Annotated in this window: 17 protein-coding genes and 1 tRNA gene; 6 read left to right on the top strand and 12 right to left on the bottom strand. The window is 45.7% G+C overall.

Features of this window, described 5'->3' with window-relative positions:
- Positions 1 to 72 precede the first annotated feature (72 nt).
- The 3 genes from FZD51_RS17210 to FZD51_RS17200 all read right to left on the bottom strand — a co-directional run bounded on the left by FZD51_RS17210 (position 73) and on the right by FZD51_RS17200 (position 2,764).
- Entirely contained in the window at positions 73 to 1,620 is a 1,548-nt protein-coding gene (locus FZD51_RS17210) for a flotillin family protein (RefSeq protein ID WP_148975894.1), read from the bottom strand.
- Positions 1,621 to 1,635: 15 nt separating this feature from the next.
- Entirely contained in the window at positions 1,636 to 2,160 is a 525-nt protein-coding gene (locus tag FZD51_RS17205) for an NfeD family membrane protein (protein ID WP_148975893.1), read from the bottom strand.
- Between the two features lie 232 nt (positions 2,161 to 2,392).
- Positions 2,393 to 2,764 carry a hypothetical protein gene (locus tag FZD51_RS17200; protein ID WP_148975892.1) on the bottom strand — a complete coding sequence of 124 codons (372 nt, stop codon included), beginning with the start codon at positions 2,762 to 2,764 and terminating at the stop codon, positions 2,393 to 2,395.
- A 317-nt stretch (positions 2,765 to 3,081) separates the two neighbouring features.
- On the opposite strand from FZD51_RS17200, the gene FZD51_RS17195 reads away from it, so the two are divergent.
- Both FZD51_RS17195 and FZD51_RS17190 read left to right on the top strand, forming a co-directional pair.
- Entirely contained in the window at positions 3,082 to 3,375 is a 294-nt protein-coding gene (locus FZD51_RS17195; protein ID WP_148975891.1) for a hypothetical protein, read from the top strand.
- Positions 3,376 to 3,473: 98 nt separating this feature from the next.
- Positions 3,474 to 4,283 carry a glycerophosphodiester phosphodiesterase gene (locus FZD51_RS17190; protein WP_262380959.1) on the top strand — a complete coding sequence of 270 codons (810 nt, stop codon included), beginning with the start codon at positions 3,474 to 3,476 and terminating at the stop codon, positions 4,281 to 4,283.
- 41 nt (positions 4,284 to 4,324) lie between these two features.
- On the opposite strand, the gene FZD51_RS17185 is transcribed toward FZD51_RS17190, so the two are convergent.
- The 9 genes from FZD51_RS17185 to FZD51_RS17155 all read right to left on the bottom strand — a co-directional run bounded on the left by FZD51_RS17185 (position 4,325) and on the right by FZD51_RS17155 (position 13,819).
- Positions 4,325 to 5,059 (bottom strand): protein-glutamine gamma-glutamyltransferase, encoded by a 735-nt coding sequence (locus FZD51_RS17185; protein WP_148975889.1) that lies wholly within the window; start codon positions 5,057 to 5,059, stop codon positions 4,325 to 4,327.
- Positions 5,060 to 5,186: 127 nt separating this feature from the next.
- Positions 5,187 to 7,811 carry a cyanophycin synthetase gene (gene cphA / locus FZD51_RS17180; protein ID WP_148975888.1) on the bottom strand — a complete coding sequence of 875 codons (2,625 nt, stop codon included), beginning with the start codon at positions 7,809 to 7,811 and terminating at the stop codon, positions 5,187 to 5,189.
- A complete protein-coding gene (locus FZD51_RS17175; RefSeq protein ID WP_148975887.1) occupies positions 7,808 to 8,623 on the bottom strand; it encodes a cyanophycinase in 816 nt (271 codons plus the stop codon). Before FZD51_RS17175 ends, cphA begins: the two co-directional genes overlap by 4 nt.
- Entirely contained in the window at positions 8,602 to 8,727 is a 126-nt protein-coding gene (locus FZD51_RS26700) for a hypothetical protein (protein WP_262380957.1), read from the bottom strand. The genes FZD51_RS17175 and FZD51_RS26700 overlap by 22 nt, the downstream gene beginning before the upstream one ends.
- A 90-nt stretch (positions 8,728 to 8,817) precedes the next feature.
- A complete protein-coding gene (locus FZD51_RS17170) occupies positions 8,818 to 9,816 on the bottom strand; it encodes a DUF3231 family protein (protein WP_148975886.1) in 999 nt (332 codons plus the stop codon).
- A gap of 109 nt (positions 9,817 to 9,925) precedes the next feature.
- The gene (locus FZD51_RS26245) at positions 9,926 to 10,084 is read right to left on the bottom strand and encodes a hypothetical protein (protein WP_187445801.1); all 159 of its coding nucleotides are present in this window, start codon (positions 10,082 to 10,084) and stop codon (positions 9,926 to 9,928) included.
- Between the two features lie 189 nt (positions 10,085 to 10,273).
- Positions 10,274 to 11,359: a Ger(x)C family spore germination protein gene (locus FZD51_RS17165; RefSeq protein ID WP_187445800.1), complete on the bottom strand. Its 1,086-nt coding sequence runs from the start codon at positions 11,357 to 11,359 to the stop codon at positions 10,274 to 10,276.
- The gene (locus FZD51_RS17160; protein WP_148975884.1) at positions 11,356 to 12,456 is read right to left on the bottom strand and encodes an SLC5/6 family protein; all 1,101 of its coding nucleotides are present in this window, start codon (positions 12,454 to 12,456) and stop codon (positions 11,356 to 11,358) included. Before FZD51_RS17160 ends, FZD51_RS17165 begins: the two co-directional genes overlap by 4 nt.
- 16 nt (positions 12,457 to 12,472) lie before the next feature.
- Positions 12,473 to 13,819: a spore germination protein gene (locus FZD51_RS17155; protein WP_148975883.1), complete on the bottom strand. Its 1,347-nt coding sequence runs from the start codon at positions 13,817 to 13,819 to the stop codon at positions 12,473 to 12,475.
- A gap of 143 nt (positions 13,820 to 13,962) precedes the next feature.
- Between FZD51_RS17155 and FZD51_RS17150 the strand changes: the two genes are divergently transcribed.
- From FZD51_RS17150 to FZD51_RS17135, 4 genes are all read left to right on the top strand, one after another.
- Positions 13,963 to 14,036, top strand: a tRNA-Arg gene (locus FZD51_RS17150).
- Between the two features lie 191 nt (positions 14,037 to 14,227).
- Positions 14,228 to 14,347 carry a hypothetical protein gene (locus FZD51_RS17145; protein WP_022543627.1) on the top strand — a complete coding sequence of 40 codons (120 nt, stop codon included), beginning with the start codon at positions 14,228 to 14,230 and terminating at the stop codon, positions 14,345 to 14,347.
- Positions 14,348 to 14,370: 23 nt separating this feature from the next.
- Entirely contained in the window at positions 14,371 to 14,634 is a 264-nt protein-coding gene (locus FZD51_RS17140; protein ID WP_148975882.1) for a hypothetical protein, read from the top strand.
- A complete protein-coding gene (locus FZD51_RS17135) occupies positions 14,624 to 15,046 on the top strand; it encodes a pyridoxamine 5'-phosphate oxidase family protein (RefSeq protein ID WP_148975881.1) in 423 nt (140 codons plus the stop codon). The genes FZD51_RS17140 and FZD51_RS17135 overlap by 11 nt, the downstream gene beginning before the upstream one ends.
- Positions 15,047 to 15,090: the final 44 nt, after the last annotated feature.

Raw genomic sequence — 15,090 nt, 5'->3', positions numbered from 1 at the left:
AGTCACCAAAGCCGGCAATTGAAAAAAACTATAATGAAAGGCGCAGGAATCGCTCTTCCTGCGCCTGAAACCTTATGGTGTGCTGATGGTCCCTTTTTCCCCTTCTTTCTTCTGGGCCGCCTCCTTCAGCTCATATGTGAGTTCATCCAGGCTCTGGCGTACATTATGCTTGCCTGAGAGGTTTTCGAGCAGTTCTTTCACATCGATGCCTGAAGAAGCTTTCAGCGTTTCCTGCATGGTGCTCATTAGATTTGTTGCATAGCCTGCAACCCTGTTGGCCCCGCTGCTTTTTCCATCGCCGCCTGTATCGACGACTGTAATTTTATCAATATTGGATAACGGGCTCGCAACCTGTTTGGCATATTCAGGAAGCATTTTGAGGACCATATCGAGAACTGCAGCCTCGCCGAATTGCTCAAACGCCTCAGCAATTTTCCGCTTGGCCTCTCCTTCTGCAAGTCCTTTCAGGCGGATAATTTCAGCTTCAGATTCCCCTTGGGCCCTTAAGGCATCCGCCTTGGCAATGCCGTCAACCCTGACCCGCTCGGCTTCTGCCTTTGCCTGTGATTCAATGCGGTACTGATTGGCATCAGCTGCTGTAATCTGTTTACGCTTCTCTGCTTCTGCAGCCTGCTCCACGGCATAACGGTCTGCATCCGCCTTCTTTTTAACCTCAGAATCGTATTGCTTCTCACGCCTCAGGATTTCTTTTTCCTCCAGCTCGATCTGCTTCTGCCTTTCAATGATCCTGATCTGCATTTCGTGCTCAGTAACTTCCTGTTTGGCCCTGGCTGTTTCCAGATCATAAGCCTGGTCGGCACGGGCCTTGGCGATATCCTGATCCCTGCGGTAATCTGCCATTTTCATCTTATTTTCCTTTTCAGCCTCAGCTATCTCGGTTGCCCTCTCCAGCTCTGCCTTTTTGGCGTCTTTATCAGCTTCTGCCTTTTTAATCCTTGTTTCTTTATCGGCTTCAGCTGTTGCAATATCCGCATCCCTTTTAACCTGAGCAATTCTCGGCTTGCCCAGAGAATCCAGATAGCCGTTTTTATCTCTTACATCCTTTATTGTCAATGAAACGATGACAAGGCCCATCTTCGCCAGATCCTGGGAGGCTACCCTTTGAACCTCCTGGGAGAATTTATCTCTGTTTTTGTAAATTTCTTCGACTGTCATGGAACCAAGGATGGAACGCAGGTGGCCTTCGAGCACTTCCTTCGCTTCATTCTCCCTGTCTTCCTTTGATTTTCCAAGGAACTGTTCCGCTGCAGTGGCAATCTCGCTGATGGAGCCGCCTATTTTAATGATGGCTGTGCCATCGGCCATTACTGGCACCCCTTGTTCTGTGTATACCTCAGGCGTTGACACCTCAAGCTTGCTTGAAAGCAGGCTCAATGGCTCTGACTGCTGAAATACCGGAAGGACGAAGGTCCCTCCTCCCCTGATGATCTTAATTTTATTGCCGGACTCATCCACGTGTACCCGCTTGTTTCCAAGATAGCTGCCTGTGACGATCAGAGCCTCGTCAGGTCCTGCCGTCTTATACTTAGTAACAAATACACCGAGCAGAGCAATCAAAAGAAAAGCTGCAACACCAACTACCACCCAAATCATTGCCATTCTGTTCCCTCCTGTTTATAATCCTTCATGTCTGACAACCTGAAGGACATTTTCATTAACTTCTATAATGAGTACTTCCCGGCCTTCTTCAATCGGCCCTCCTTTAAAGCTCTGGGCTGACTTGGCAATCCTCCCGCTGACACTTTCAATCAGCACTTCACCGAAACCGTTATCAGGTATCGGGATAATGACCTTCCCAACCCTGCCTCTCAAGGATTCGTCTGTATAGACAAGCGATTCTTCCGCATTGGACAAAGGGATCAGCACAAAAAGATATAAAACGGCATCCAAAAAGAAAGCGATTGCCGCCGAGATGGCTATGATGAAGATGCTGTCCATCCCGGTTGTATATTCCATCAGGAAACCGGCTGCCGAAAAAATCGTCATAAAAGCAAAAAGCAGTATGGGGTTCAGGAAAGGGCTTATATCACCGGCTCCCTCCAGAACATCTCCGAACAAAATATATAAAACTATTATTCCGCCTGAAAAACACAACATGTACAAGTATAGAGTCTGGATCGGCAACCCGAAGATCTCCATATCAATATCAAACCTCCCTCCCGCTTCTCGCACACAGCATACAACGGCCTAAAAACTTGGTACGAGTGTAGATGCTTTTCTTTTTCTCCCCCTCTGACTATCCAACTGGAAGCTTCTGTATTATTTACGAATGTGCATGACAAAAGTTTCAATTTTCGCAAAATTACCCATAAAAAAAAGCATGGTTTCCCATGCAATCCTGCAGCAAGCTCAGAAGCTCCGTTGCCTTTAGCTAGCTGGCAGGACTATGCTGGCTGGTTTCTTTTATATTCTCAAATGAAAATTTATATATAACATTTTCTTCTACAGGAATTTCCAGCCATCTTCTGACCCCATATTTCGTCATCATTTCTTTATATGACGGCCTGCAGTTTTCCAGGAGTGCCACTTTCAATGTTTCAAATCCATCCGAGTGCAGGACAGCCTCTTCAATCTGTTTCCTGATTTCAGCGGCAGTTGGTTCATCTGATTTTTTCAGCGGCAGTGTAACGACCAGAACATCATTCAGAACTTTTTCTTCCAGCGTCAGCTTAGAAGCAGAAAGCTTCTTGAAATACCTGCTCAGTTTCCATATATTAATTCCATCTACGGTTTCCCAAATCATATTTCTTCCTCCGGATAATCTGATTGGATCATTTTAAAAATTATGTAATCCTGCTCCGTTACCTACCATATCATACTATCAGCTAAAACAGAAATAGACTAATCTACCAAAATTAATTCGATTCCCTATAGCTGTGCCTGGTTCAAAATGAGGCAGAATAGTCAATCCGGCCTAAGATCCCCCCTCAGACGGCCGCCTGGCAGACAGCCTCTTTTTGTCATCGGCCCTGCCGCTGCTGCATACGCTAGTAAAGGCTTTAGTTAGAACCAATTTACTCGCTTGGCAAGCATTATAATTTAACGGAGGTTGCAGATACCATGAGATCAGACCGATATACCGGCAGGCGGACAATCAGATGGAAGATTCCTTTCCTCATCCTTTTGACGGCTGCAGCAGGTCTTCTGATTTTCTACTATTCTACCAGTCTTATTAAGATAGAATCCCCGGAAAAAGACCTGGGTCAAAAGGTAGTCATTGAACTGCCTGCAGGCAAAAGTATTTACACTTATGAAAAGCTGCTGTTCCATGAAAATGGAAAGCTTTACTATAAAGGTGAACGAAACGAAATAGATTTGACTGGCGGCAGGATCATATATGAAGATTGGGATTAAGTTTTCATTTGCCGAAACAGGAGCAGTTCAATATGATAGATTGTCAGGGTAATAGAAAACAGGAGGTTAAAATTCACCAGTAAAAGGAGATGAAAAGCATGGGCAGCTGCCGGAATGGATTAACACTGCTTTTAGCCAGGCTGAAAGCCCTTCGAGAAGTACAGGAGGCACATGGCAGCCTGCCATCAAAGCTCAAAATCGGACACCGTGGAGCGGCAGGATCCAGGCCGGAAAACACCTTCTCATCATTTGACTATGCTCTTCAAATGGGAGCAGATTTTCTTGAATTTGATGTCCAGCGGACCAAGGACGGTAGACTTGCAGTCATTCATGATTCGACTGTCGACCGGACAACAGACGGCAAGGGCAAAGTTTCTTCCCTGACATGGAAAGAGCTGAGGAGCCTGGATGCAGGCAGCTGGCATTCCACGGAATTTGCGGGGGAAATCATCCCGTCATTCACTGAAATGCTGGACAAATATGCCGGTAAAGCCGGGCTCCTGATTGAACTGAAGAAGCCGGCCCTTTACCCAGGCATAGAAGAACAGATTGCAGAAGAGCTAAAGAGCAGGAAGCTGGACAAGGGCCCTGGATCCCGGATTATCATCCAATCTTTCGACAGGAGCTCAATGAAAAAGATTCATAGCCTGCTGCCTTCCATCCCGGTCGGAATTCTCCTGAATTACAAAACGAAAAGGATGACCGCAAGGGAGCTTGAACAGATTGCAAAGTATGCCTGCTATATAAATCCAAAGCATACTATTGCGAACAGGCAGCTTTTGGACCGGATACATCAAAAAGGGATGAAGGCCATTATCTGGACCATCAGGACTGAAAAAGAAGCAGGAAAAGCATTGAAGCTTCCTGCCGACGGCATAGTAACAGATTTTATCGAGCTCCTTGATTGACTGAAGTGCACGCGATGACAGGTTTTAGACAAACTCCCTGCCTAAATGCCCTGGATCCTTTTAGCAAATTGAAATAAATAACGGAAATTGATCCTGCTATGCTGGGAGATAAGGAATGCTGATCTGGTGGCATTTGGTTTCCTGAGTGTATTGAGGGCAGCAACCATTTCCTGCTCTGACTTGATGCCAATTCCATGTCCAAAATAAGCATCATTGCCCAGATAAACCGCATTCTCGCCCGTCCAGACCGGCTGCCGGTAATCGGGATTATAAAAATAGACAATGTCGCCAGGAATAAAGGATGATCCTATTTTTGTAACAATGCCCAGATCTCTGTCATAATTCCAGTCCCATACGAGCAGATTTTGGAACAGCTGATTGAAGTAGCGGACAGAAATAGACTCAAGCACTGCCTTGTATAAGATAAGCACGATGGCCGTTGAACATTCAAAAGCATATTTGCTAGCATTGGAAAAAACATCGTTGACCGCGTCAGAAGGGCGGACATCCGGCCTTAAGGCATATCCAGCCCTTGTTTTTACCCAGTATGCCGGATTGAAGAATGAGTCTTGAAAGGCGGCAAAAACAGCGCCGCTTTCACTCAGCTTCCTGGAGTAGTACAGGATTTTTTCCCTTGTTTCCAGCTCAAACAATAGCTCACCGGCATCAGAATAATAAAATGTCTCCGGGCTTCTATCTAAAGCTTGCCATATAGCCCTTTGGGTTTCTGGCAGCATATCGGCGGACAAACCTGGAAAAACGGGCAGCTGTATCATAGAAAACTCCTTTCCAAGTACGGCTTCCCTATACCTTATGGCAGATGGCTCTTTAAAATGCCCTGAGTTTTCGCCTCCCTCCGCAGAAAAGCCTGCCATCTTTAAGATGGCAGGCCACTCTCTCCTGTCAATCCCCCTGCAGGGCTTGTTCATGTTTCTTGAGATTATCAATAAAAGAAGACGCAACCTCAAAGTCTTCGTATAAAAACAGGAGTGTATCTCCTTCCTGGGACAATGACCAGGCCTTCTGGTAAGCTTCCAGTTCATCAGGGCAAATGGAAACTGACTGGCTGCCAATGACCGAGGAAGCTGCTGCTTTCAAAAGCGATGCTGTTTCGAGAGGCTGTCTACCCCGCAGGTCTTTATCTTCCTTTATTATGATCAAATCTGAATAACCTGCTGTAATTTCTGCCATCCTGGCAATATCGGAATCAGACCGGTCCCCGGGAGCCGACAGGATGGTAATCAGCCTTTTATTTTTCATATAATCGGCCGTACCAAAAACAGCTGACAGCCCTGCAGCATTGTGGGCATAATCAATGATAATCTCCCGTCCCTGAACCTGGAAAGCATTGAACCTTCCCCGGGAATTCCTGGAGTCAGGCATAAAAGATAAGGCCTTTTCCTTGAGTGTTTCAAGACTTACTCCTTGCGCAGCCGCCGCAGCCAGTGCCTGCAGCAGATTGGCTATATTGTGCTTCGCCCTGCCATTGATTGTAACAGGTACATCAGCAGCAGGCAGGAACTCCGCTTTGATGCCTGCTTCCGCGTACACAATCTGTCCCATGCTGTCCTGATACCAAAGAGGCTCGCCCTTCTCCAGGGCCCTTCGGGAACCCTCGCTCTCTTCATCAAGTGATGTATAAATGACTTTCCCCTTCGTGTATGCAGCCATTTTCAAAGTCTCCGGATCATCGGCATTCAAAATGCAATAGCCCCCTTCAATGACTACTTCCGGTATAAGCCTCTTTAATTTAACGAGCTGGGCGAAATCTTCAATCCCATCAAGTCCGAGGTGATCTTCAGAAACATTGGTGACAATGCCTATATCACAATGGCGGAAGGCAAGACCTTCTCTAAGGATTCCTCCCCTGGCAGACTCAAGAACCGCTATATCGACTTTAGGATGGCTTAATATCTTCCTTGCCGAAATCGGCCCTGAGCAGTCCCCTGTATCGATGCACTGTTCACCGACATAGACGCCATCTGAGCTGGTAAGGCCGACAGTGGTCCCTTCCTTTTCGAGGAAATGCTTGACCAGCCGTGAGGTGGTGGTTTTCCCGTTGGTTCCTGTTACTGCGATTACCGGGATAGCTGCCTCTTCCCTGCTGGAAAACAAATAGTCAACAATGTCAGCACCGGCGTTTCTGATCTTTCCTTTTCCAGGGTAAAGGTGCATCCGGATTCCAGGTGCAGCATTGACCTCCAGTACACAGGTATCACGCGGATCCAGCGGCTTCGCTATATCCTGTGATATGATATCGACTCCGGCGACATCCAGGCCAATCGAAGCTGCAGCCGCTTCAGCCATTTTCCTGACGGATGGATGGACCTCATCGGTTACATCGATCGCCTGTCCTCCGGTGGAAAGGTTTGCATTTCCTGCTACCGGCAGAACCCTTCCCTTTTCAAGTACATAGCTCTTATTCAGATCCATTTTTTCAAGGAAGCAGTCCAGCGGCTCAGCCATTGGAATTTTGGTCATAGGCTTTTCATGCCCGTTTCCTCTCAGTGGATTTTCATTCTCTTTATCGATCAGCTGCTGAATCGTATCTTTGCCGTTTCCGATGATAAAAGGAGGGACTCTTAAACTTGCAGCCCGCAATTTGTTGTCAACTACAAAGAGGCGGTAGTCGCTTCCTTCATAATGCCTTTCTACAATATATGGCTTGTCTTCCTCATTGAGGCACTTCTGCACAGCATTCAGCTCATCCCAGCTGCTGATGCCTGTTGCCACACCCTGCCCCTGCCTTCCATGAAGAGGCTTGATTACAAGCGGGAAGCCGACCCTCACTGCAGCTTCAGTTATCCCTTCCAATGTTTCGGCCACTTCCCCCTCTGGCACTGGGATGCCGCTTCTACGAAGCATTTCCTTGGTCATCTCCTTATCACAGGAGGCCTCGACAGCCAAATAAGAGGTCTGGCTCGTAATGGTAGCCTGTACATATTTTTGTTTAGAGCCTGTCCCAAGCCTTAGGAAGCTGTCTTTCCCCACACGTTCAACGGGAATTCTGCGTGCTGCAGCAGCCAGATAAATCGATTCTGTACTCGGGCCTAGCTTATTCTTATAAAATAATTCGGCGGTCTTCTCAACATAGTGTTTTACCGAAAAGCCTTCCTCGCCCCTGAGGATTTTTTCAGCAATCTTTTTTGCTGACTGAAAGGCGTACAAACCTGATTCAGGCTCTTTATATTCGAAAGCGATAAAATAGATGCCCTTCTTCTCGCTTGTGATTGTTTTTCCATACTTCACTTCGATGCCTGCCAGGGACTGAAGCTCAAGGGCTATATGCTCTAATACATGGCCCATCCATGTTCCTTCGCGGAGGCGCTCTGCAAAAGCGCCTTTGTATCCCCTTGAGCAGGTATGCTCCCCGAGTGACGGAATGGCCTCCAGCAGAATGTCAGCGAAAAAGGGAAGCTTATTGGTGGGCTGGAACTCCAGCTCTTCCAGATCGATTTCCACCCACATCATCGGTTTATAGCTGAAATAATTAGGGCCCTGCAAATATCGTATGCGCTTTACGTTCATCTTTGTCCCTCTTCCCCATTAAGAAGTAATTTTCTATTGCCCAAATCAAATCTGTATCCGCCGGTCAAAGTGTGCAGCTTAAAATCAGACAGCGTCAGTTCCTCGCTTCCGTTGCTTGAAACAGCGGAATTGACGAACTCCCCTTCCTTTCCATCAAAGACAAACACCTGATGCTCGCCGAAGACTTCGAACTGTCCATTTCTGACGAGGATGGCCGTATTTTCATCAATGCCTATCCCCATCAAGTCTGTATTTTCCGCAATGGCTCCCAAAAGCCTTCCAAACCGGGCCCTTTGGGAGAAGTGCTGATCGATGACCAGGTTTTGGAGAAAGCCGAAGCCTTCTCCCAATTCTACCTGCAGGACATCATCTGCCGCTTTTGTCTGGGACGACACGATCATAACTTTCCCCATAATGGAGGCGCCTGCACTCGTCCCGGCAATAGGCATCCCCTTTTTCCAGCTGTTATGTAAAGCTTCGTATACATTTGAACCAAGAATCAGTTCTGCCAGCCTCCCCTGGTCGCCGCCAGTGATAAAAACAGCTGCAAGGCTCTCTATCTTCCGGGCAATTTCCTCAGAATCCGCATCAGCCCGCGAAGAGATGTCAAGGCGAATCACTTCATCCGCTCCGAGCCTATTCAGAACCTCTATATATTCACGGCTCACTTCATCAGGGATCCGGGATGCAGTAGGCAGGACCCCGATCGGGCCTGTCCTTGCAGCCGAAATCTCCACAAATTTCTTCAGAATCTCTACTTCATTGCACTTCTCTTCGTTGCCTCCAATGATCAATAAATCCCCAGTCTGCATTCCTTCACCTTTCCCGTCATGTTTTTGAAGTGATAAAGATTTTTAAGACCCTTCTTTGATCCCTGCCTGAACCTCACCCTTCCAGTTTTTTCATTAAATCCCAAGCTTCTATACCCCTGTACGAACCTATATGAAACCGTACCCAATGAATTTTACAAAATAAAAAAACAGCCCTTTGCAGGGGCCGTTTTCAGTCAGATCAAAGTATTGCGGTCTTCCATTTGCGGGGGCTCTTCCATCCATCCATTCTTGGCCATGATTCTTCCTCCATCATGCCCATATGTATAGATATCCTTGGCCAGGGCTGCCATTTTCAAAGGCAGGTCATTCCGGAGACTAAAGGCAGTTCCTATCGCATTGCTTCCGAGTCCGAAGCTGCACAAAAGACTGGTGCAATACAGCATGAGCTTATCAGTGAATGGGCCTTCAGTCGAAGAGGTCGGGTACCCGGCCGAAGTGGATGGCACCTGTATATCGCTATCTGTCAGCTTCTGCCCAAATTCAACAATGATTTTCTGGGAGAGGTCTTTTCCTTTATTGAAGTAATCCCTCACTTCCTGCTTCTTTGCAGTCTGTGCAAATCCAGTGATCATTTGCATCCCGGTCACATTGCTCTCAATGGCATGATATAGATGCGCGACTTCAACTGTGTTCAGGGATCTTTTGTTGCCAAAAAGATCGTTTCCCTTCATATACCCAGTTCCCTCGGCCATTTCGACATCCTTGGGCATTGTAACGGAAGGCGGACGCGGCAGCAGACCCTTCTTGAGCAGGAACTGCGTAAAGTGCTGATAGAATTCCTGTGTAACCTGTGAAAGGTTTCTGTATAAGGTGATGATATCCTCTCTGAACGCCATGCTGAGATGGAGAGTATGCAGCCCCATGCTGATTTCCTTCATCAGCCTAAAAAAATGAATATCAAAATAAGGCTGATACAGAACAGGTGCGTCGGGATTGACATCCTGAGAAGTAAAACCTATAGGAACAACTGCCCCATCTTCCTGAAAAATACGTTCAATCCTTTCTTTATATGGGGTTATCTGAACCAATAAAGACTGCAGCAGTTCCTTTCCTTCCGGATCTTCAGCCTTTTTAATAAAATATGGCAGCATATGAACGATCATTGACTTTTGCTGATATGTCATCCATAAAGTACCTAATTCAGAGGAAGAAATTGCCGGCTTGTTTTCCATGAAACCACTCCTTTTATAATGCCTGCATAATAGAATATCGTCTCCAAAAGTCTTTCATGGGATTCACCGTCCAAAAATAAAAGCTGCCTCCGCGGGGCAGCCTGTTTCCTTATTCAGATTCTTCCTCAGTGCCTTCTTCCGTTTCTGTATCGGCATCTTCATTCTGCTCTGTGTCTGTATCAGTATCTTCATCTTCTGTACCGCTGCATCCTGTAACTGCCATTGATAGGGAGAGAGCAGCAAACAGCATCAATAACCATTTTTTCATCTTTTATTCCTCCTCTTTTTTAATGAACCGGTTACAAGCTTATCTTACAAAATTAGAAAAGAATTAAAATAGGATTTGCAGGTTTTTTACCTCTCTTAACCATTTCTTATCCTCAGCTTATAAAATTTACCAAATTTTTATGAAAGGACTTCTGCCATAGTCCCTTTACTTGCGAGCGTACATGCCAAACTATTCAATGATCCCCGTACCCATGATTTTTGAATTTGCTTTTACTTTGATGGTGATATCAGGATAGATTTTATTCCATCTTTCCCACTCATCCTTCTCAAAATGGCTGGCCCTGTAAGCAAGCCCAAACCCCATAGGATCAAGAGACTTCTCCTGGAATTTTTTCAGCAAATCTTTCACTATCCGTTCTATCTCCTTCTCAAGAAGCTGATTATAAACCTCAAGCTCCTTCTCCGATAGATCGCTTCTTGACTCTTCGATCGTACCTTTAACTGAAATGCCTACTTCCACGGCAGCTCCATTGCCAGATTCAGCAATCTTAATTTCAGATTTGTAATTATCGATGGAAACCACGAAAAATTTGTCCTTTTCTTTCACAGTAATCTGCTGTTTTTCAAATTCGTGCTTGAGGGCATTAAAAGTTTTTGTCTCGTTCTTTGAAAGCCTTAGTACACGTTTATGATTCATAAATATATCAGCCTGGTTAATTTCAAGGAGTCCGTTTTTCACTTTGACCACCGGGAGTACCGGGCTGATCCCCTTGCTCTTGCTTTCCCTGTAAAACTGGAACAAGTACTTGGAAATGGTATAAGGCGACTCAGAACCCTGCAGATCAAAGGAAAGAAAAAGGGTATTGGATGCCAGCCTTTCAGAAGGAGGCTTAATTTTCATCACCTCTTCAGCAGTCGGATTGCCAATCGCAATCCAGGCTATTTTCTGGATGTCCCTTCTTCTGTAGAACCAATCCATTTCCCTTTTGATGCTGGCATCTGTCAATTGGTCACCCAGCAGGATAACCTTCAGATGCCCAAAATCAAGTTCCTTATCAACTCTTGATTTGATGATTCTTATCGCCTCTGATATCGTTTCAGAAGTTTCTGTTACAACCACAAAGCGGCTGTCATCCGACCTTGTGTCTGCCGTGGGGATGGCAAGCTTCAATGATACTTTGATCAGATCTCCGCCTTCCTCGGGCTTGTCTATTCCCATTGTCACAACAAAAAACCGGTTATCTATATCCTTGAATCCGCAGCCTCCAACAAACACTAAGAGAACAAAAACAGCCGGCAGCAGCCATTTCTTCATTTGTTTTTCCTCCTGGAGAGCAATATTAACAGGACAACCATAATGTACTCGCTCGGCATGCGGATGTTCATCCACCATATTGTAAAGACAGACATATTCTCTTCATTGACAAGAAAAACGCCAATAAAAAACATTGCAGCAAACAGCAGCAGCGGAAAATTTGTTAAAAGTGCACCCAGTTTAGTTTTATTCTTATGCATTTTAAGCGGGAAGACACTTTTGACCAGCGCCTGGGCTACATGCCAGTGAACCACAACATTCATCAGCGAGATTCCTATGTAGATCAGGATGAAAATGTAGAATGCCCTTTCGACAAAGGCTAGCTCCATTCTGACTGCATCAGCACTCGACAGCCAGGGATATTCCAGATCGCCCACTCCTTCAAACCCAAAAGTGCCAATTGGAACGAAGTAAGTGGTTGCAAGCACTGCCGCTCCTGCAGGCAGGGTCAGCAGAAAGAAGCGCGGCTTTGCCTTCCCCTTCATGACTACATTGAAGATGACTAAATTGGCGTATCCGGAAAAGACATATGTTGCAGCGGATACTGACTTCCAGGTCGGCATTTGCCACAGGTGCGTTGCTGCCTCTTTAATGTCCAGCCAGCTCAGCGATCCGCTGAGATAAATTTTAACAAGAAGCAGCACAGCAAGCGGCCCGTTCAGAATGAGGATGATTTCCAGGAGGTACAGCACCTTTTCCGGCTTTGAGGAAGCCGCCCATACAACAAATAGCAGAAAGAAAAGCGCTATCTGCCATTTCTCCATGTCAGGATTGATAAATCTTTCTGTTATGTCCGTAAAAGCATAAAGTGTGATCAGGCCAGATGCCAGCCAAATGGCAGCCAGATATAGGATAAGCGGCTTCCCTGCCCAGCCGGGGATGAAAGAGTTCTTCAGGATCTGCGGCAGACTTTTCCCTTCAAACCTGCCCATTGCCCTTGAAAAAAAATAAGCTCCAATCACGCCAAGAGGCAAAGCAGCCGCCATGGACATCACCGCTCCGCCAGTACGTTCCTCAACCAGCATCTTAGGAACAAACACAATGATATTGGCAAGCATATTTAACAAAATCAGATAATAAAAATAACGGCTAGTCATTCGGACCACCTCGCTTCTACTGTTTACTGCCTTCGCCAAAAAACATTTTCAGATACGGCTTTCCGAAGCTGTCCAATCGTACGAGAAATAGAAGCAGGCCCATCAGGCCAATCACCAGGCCAATCATGCCGGTCATGGCTGCCAAAAGAAGGATGATATATTTCATGACCCTCATCGAGAAGCTCATTTCATTGATAGGAATCACAAAATTGGAAATGGCCACAGCTGAGACAATGATGATCATGATGTTGGATACCAGCCCTGCCTCTGTTGCAGCCTGTCCCAGAATCAATCCACCAACCGTCGTCGCTGTCGAGCCGATCGATTTAGGGAGCCTGATGGATGCTTCTGTCAGCAGCTCCATCATAATCAGCATGAACAGCACCTCCAGATAGGAGGGATAAGGGACTGATGACCGGCTCCCCGCAATTCCCAGTGCAAGCTGGACCTGGAAGACTTCAGGATTATAGGAAGTAATGGCCACGTAAAGTCCAGGGAGCAGCAGACTGATAAGCAGGCCCAGATACCGCAGGGTAATCAGAAATCTAGAAACCCAATAAGGCTGATACAAGTCTTCCATAGAGCTCATAAAGTCAAAGAAAACGGCCGGCAGAATCAGGCCGAAAGGAGATCCTTCAATGAGGATGACTATTTTTCCCTGTGCAAGATTGAGGGCTATGCGATCCGTCCTCTCAGTGATCATGAACACAGGAAAGAGCGTTTTTTCCCGCGGCGTCAGCATTCTATGGATTTCCCCTGCTGACTGGACGATTTTCTGTGAAGCTTTGATGCTCTCTATCTTATCTTTTATCCCATGCAGGATGTCTTTCTCAATCTTTTCCTTGTCATAGAGGAGCAGAAGGCCCAGCCCCGAAACAGAACCTATTTCATTCTCTTCCACCGTCAGGCTTGTCTTATGATAGCGGTGGCGGATGATATTAAGATTTGTCCCCAGGTCTTCGCTCAATGCAGTCTGTGGCCCCTGGATGGTTGTTTCGACTGTTGCGTCCTTGACTCCCTGGCTTATATATTTCTTTAGCTGCAAAATATAAAAAGTATCCCTGAACAAGAGGATCGCCGAGCCCCTCATCAAATCCTTCAGGGCCTGCCCTCTGTCCTCTAGTTCACTGATACCGGACAGTGAACAAATATATTTTTTATATCCTGCTTCATCCTGCAGCTGAAAAAAAGGCATTACCAGCTGCTCCTGGATTTTGTCGGTATCGCAGATACTTTTTATATAAAATAGATAGACAGAAAAATTCGTCCCTTTTAGCTCCTGAACGGCTGTATCTGATGCATGGCCCGCCTTCTCCTTTAAAAACCGGAGGAGCTCTTCCCTTTTATTGCCGCCCTTGAACATCTCTTCACCAACTCACTTAAGAAATATTCACTATTGTCCCACTGCAAGGAAAATCCATGCAGAAAAAGCCTTTCAAAAAAAACAGGATTTTTTTTCGATCATTATTGACCAACAGAGAAAAAGGTTATATAATAAATAACGTTGTCCCAGTAGCTCAGCAGGATAGAGCAACAGTTTCCTAAACTGTAGGTCGGGAGTTCGAATCTCTTCTGGGACGTATATTGTGAAAATGCCCGCTGCATATGCAGCGGGCATTTTTTATTGTCACTGGAAAGAAAATCAGCCTGTTCATTCTGATGAAATTGCACCCCTTCCCCCCGTCAGCTGCATATTGAAATTCTCCTCCCGGTTTCTCACTTCTGAAAAAGGGTAATGTACTATTACACAATCATCAAGGAGGTTATATTCATGGCTGAAACAAATAAACACCAGGACAATGACTCAATTGAACAGGAAAAGAAGAAAGAACACAACAAAGATATCGAACCGCAAAGAGAAGGCTCCAAAACAGAAAAGAACCAAAAATAATCTCGTATAAGAGGTGATTTCGCATGGCAGGCGAAAAAGACGGTAAATACGAACAGCAAAACATGGACAACCCTGAGCAGTTCAAAACCGACAAAGAAAGCATTTACGATAAATTCAAGGAAGAGCAGAATGTCGATACCATCCCTCTCGAGGATTTAAAGCAGGAGCAGCGCGAAGAGAAGATGGGGAGGAACACGAAAGATAATTCCTCCAGTGAAGAAAAGTATAATGCAGACTTCGAAACGATTGATAAAGACAAAATAGGAGGGGATTCTTATGACTATTAATGATGTGAAAGATAAAGTCCTTAAAATTTTGGAAGATAATAAAATAGGAACGCTGGCGACTGTAAAAAGCAATAAGCCGCATACACGCTATATGACATTTTTCAATGATGAGCTGAAGCTTTATACTGCAACAAGCAAAGAGACCGATAAAACAGAAGAAATTGAAGAAAATCCGAATGTTCATATACTTATCGGATATGATGGCGAGGGGCTGGGAGATGAGTACCTTGAAATCGAAGGAAGAGCCTCTGTCAATGCTTCTGAAGAGCTCAAGGAAAAGGTCTGGAATGACCATTTAAAGCCATGGTTCGACGGACCGAATGACCCGAATTATATCGTCCTCGAAATACAGCCGACAGACGTCAGGGTAATGAACAGCAAAGACAGCTCTTTTGAAACTCTAGAATTATAATCTAATGAAACAGAAAGCAGGCAGCCATGCTGCCTGCTTTCTGT

The sequence above is a fragment of the Bacillus infantis genome (assembly GCF_008180445.1).
GTDB lineage: Bacteria > Bacillota > Bacilli > Bacillales > Cytobacillaceae > Bacillus_AB > Bacillus_AB infantis_B.
Note: the sequence above shows the minus strand (reverse complement) of the source record. Positions and strands in the feature narration are given on the sequence as shown.

Bases quoted from the DNA above. Each gene is read 5' to 3' on its own strand.
- FZD51_RS17140 (WP_148975882.1), top strand. From the start codon at position 14,371: ATGGCAGGCGAAAAAGACGGTAAATACGAACAGCAAAACATGGACAAC.
- FZD51_RS17165 (WP_187445800.1), bottom strand. From the start codon at position 11,359: ATGAAGAAATGGCTGCTGCCGGCTGTTTTTGTTCTCTTAGTGTTTGTT.
- FZD51_RS17205 (WP_148975893.1), bottom strand. From the start codon at position 2,160: ATGGAGATCTTCGGGTTGCCGATCCAGACTCTATACTTGTACATGTTG.
- FZD51_RS17160 (WP_148975884.1), bottom strand. From the start codon at position 12,456: ATGACTAGCCGTTATTTTTATTATCTGATTTTGTTAAATATGCTTGCC.
- FZD51_RS17185 (WP_148975889.1), bottom strand. From the start codon at position 5,059: ATGATACAGCTGCCCGTTTTTCCAGGTTTGTCCGCCGATATGCTGCCA.
- FZD51_RS26245 (WP_187445801.1), bottom strand. From the start codon at position 10,084: ATGAAAAAATGGTTATTGATGCTGTTTGCTGCTCTCTCCCTATCAATG.
- FZD51_RS17195 (WP_148975891.1), top strand. From the start codon at position 3,082: ATGAGATCAGACCGATATACCGGCAGGCGGACAATCAGATGGAAGATT.
- FZD51_RS17170 (WP_148975886.1), bottom strand. From the start codon at position 9,816: ATGGAAAACAAGCCGGCAATTTCTTCCTCTGAATTAGGTACTTTATGG.
- FZD51_RS17135 (WP_148975881.1), top strand. From the start codon at position 14,624: ATGACTATTAATGATGTGAAAGATAAAGTCCTTAAAATTTTGGAAGAT.
- cphA (WP_148975888.1), bottom strand. From the start codon at position 7,811: ATGAACGTAAAGCGCATACGATATTTGCAGGGCCCTAATTATTTCAGC.
- FZD51_RS17200 (WP_148975892.1), bottom strand. From the start codon at position 2,764: ATGATTTGGGAAACCGTAGATGGAATTAATATATGGAAACTGAGCAGG.
- FZD51_RS17210 (WP_148975894.1), bottom strand. From the start codon at position 1,620: ATGGCAATGATTTGGGTGGTAGTTGGTGTTGCAGCTTTTCTTTTGATT.
- FZD51_RS17155 (WP_148975883.1), bottom strand. From the start codon at position 13,819: ATGTTCAAGGGCGGCAATAAAAGGGAAGAGCTCCTCCGGTTTTTAAAG.
- FZD51_RS17190 (WP_262380959.1), top strand. From the start codon at position 3,474: ATGGGCAGCTGCCGGAATGGATTAACACTGCTTTTAGCCAGGCTGAAA.
- FZD51_RS17175 (WP_148975887.1), bottom strand. From the start codon at position 8,623: ATGCAGACTGGGGATTTATTGATCATTGGAGGCAACGAAGAGAAGTGC.
- FZD51_RS17145 (WP_022543627.1), top strand. From the start codon at position 14,228: ATGGCTGAAACAAATAAACACCAGGACAATGACTCAATTGAACAGGAA.